The organism is Azospirillum mesophilum (assembly GCF_053470405.2).
In genome coordinates this window covers 1-2251 of record NZ_JBPXMQ020000100.1, presented here as the reverse complement: position 1 = coordinate 2251, position 2251 = coordinate 1, and the positions used below count along the sequence as shown (strand labels likewise).

At 59.3% G+C, this 2251-nt stretch carries 1 protein-coding gene; it reads right to left on the bottom strand.

The features are described 5' to 3' along the window. Positions 1 to 305 precede the first annotated feature (305 nt). Positions 306 to 2081, bottom strand: coding sequence for a site-specific integrase (locus ACSVC7_RS32545; RefSeq protein WP_448208740.1), 1776 nt, complete (start codon positions 2079 to 2081; stop codon positions 306 to 308). Between the last annotated feature and the right edge of the window lie 170 nt (positions 2082 to 2251).

The window sequence follows — 2251 nt, the reverse complement described above, 5'->3', positions numbered from 1 at the left end:
TGGACACACGATTTCGCCCCGCACAGCGTCGCCGCCAAGACCAAAAACAGAATCGCGCCGAGATCGTGCTGCGCATTCGGGTCGCGCGGATCGCGAACCTCTCGGAAAATCTCGAGGAAGGACTGCATGGCGCATCTCCTGAAGGAAAAGGCCTCTTCGGCGTCTTCCTTCAGGTCAACAGGCGCAGATCGCTTTACTCAGATGCGATACCCCTGGGTATCCTTGGGGCGCATTTGGCTTCGTTCCGTAGAACGAGCGGCATTGGTAAAAAGTTATTCACCGCCCATGCGTCTTGCCCGGCGCGATTAACTCTGGGACTTGGGAGCCAAGCGCGACCAGTCAATTGGCGGATACTTGATGGTCTCAATCGCGTCCTTCAGCTTATCCATAGGAAAAGGCGAGACGTATTGTAGCGTGACGGTCTGCGTTTCCTTGGCGTCCTTTCTCCCAGCACTATCGTGGCCGGTGATTTCATCGGCGATGAGAAGAGGTACATTTTCATGTATCATCGCCGAGGTCGCGCTCGTCCGAAAGGAATGATAGTCCATAAGTTCCTTGTAGACACCGATTCTACGGCGGTAATTAGTAAATTCCTCGGAATAAAAATGGCTGAATTTCTGATCGCGTCCTCCAGGGATCATCTTTGGGAACAGGCGACCGTCGCCAGATTTTTTCGCCAGGTCGAGGAAACCGAGTGCGATCAAGGTGGAGTGCACTGGAACAATGCGCTCCGATGCTTCCGTCTTGAGATGCGGGCCACGGAAGTGCATGGCCCAAATACCGTCTACCTGAAAGATGTCGCGCCCAGTCAATTGGGCGTTCTCGTCGCATCGGCCGCCACCGAAAAGCGCAAGAATAGGCAGCCAGAAATACTCATCCCTGATGATGGTTGTCCCCGGCCGATGCCGCCAGTGCCGCTTCGTCGGATGCTTTTCGAATCCGGTCCAGATGGGTGAGGCGAACAGCTTTTCGAGGGACGGAATGTCCCACGGAAGGCGCTTCTCGCTGGTCGGAATGTTCGCTCCCCAGCGGAATTTGCTCCAAACGCGATCAAGGGAAAGGTCAGGGACCCCATTCTGACAATTGAGCCAGCGGAAGTATCCGGTGATGCTGTTCCAATGCCGGTTCAGCGTGCCTTCCGAAAGGGTCTTGGTCTCCGGCTTCTTGGCAGCGATGACCTCGTCAATGGTCATGGCCTTGTGCCGCGGAGATTTCCCATAATTCTCCGGGATCATCTCGAGCCGACGCCGCAAGGTGGCGGCATCGTCGCGCGTGTAGGTAGACGGAAGCTTGTCGCCACAGATCCGGATCAGCAGATCGATCGAGTTCCGGTTCTGGGCTTCCGTCTGGTTGGTCCATTGGCCGGTGTGCCGGGCCTCCTCCACGTACTGCTCGATATAAGCCGAGACGGTCTTCTCGGTCTTGGAGGTGGTCGGCGTCGGCGTCGGCGTCGGTGCGGGGCTGGACGGGGCAGTTGCAACCGGAGGCGGAGCGGGAGAGGCCGAGGTCCACGCCGCGGCTGTCGGCAGCGGAACGCGTTCATCCTCCTCGTATTCGCCCAGCCAGCGCATGGAGTCGACGTTGTAGACTTGGGCGAGGCCGCGCAGGGCATGGCGACCGAGCTGCTTCCAACCGTAGCTTCCGACGGGGACGTCGAGCTTGTGCCGATCGAGAACTTCGGACATGAGCGGCGCGATCGTGCTGAAGTCGTTCGACATGAGATGCGTTTTCATCGCGGCGCTCATGTCGGTGCTGAAGGTCGACGCCAGACGGGACTTCTCGATCGTGAGGTCCGGGAAATCGATCCGCTCGTGTTCGAGTTGCTCGCGCTCGAGCCGGATCATCTCGTTGGTGAGCGCCTGGAGCTGTTCGGCCGTCAACTGCATCGTTCTTGCCATGCTGAAAACCCTATCCATCGCGACATCGAGTCGTCGGGACAGCTTGCAGGCATGATGTCGATCGCTGGTGAAAAGGGACTTAACGAGCTGAGTCCGGCCGACCTGTTCGCGAAGATCGTGCGGCACCCGCCGGCGCCAATAGAACACGCCGTCGCGGCGGACGAGATGAGGGTGACGGGCCATCGCCGAGCTCCCAGGCGCCGGAGAGACGTCGATGTGTCACAGCAAAGTGTCACACCGCGCGGGACGCGGGGTAACTGCTCACCTGGCTGGCGGCTGGTAAGTGGTCAGGCGACGACGAAGGTTCCGTCGATCAGGTCGCGGATGGCGGTCCAGGCGGATTGGCCTTGCCG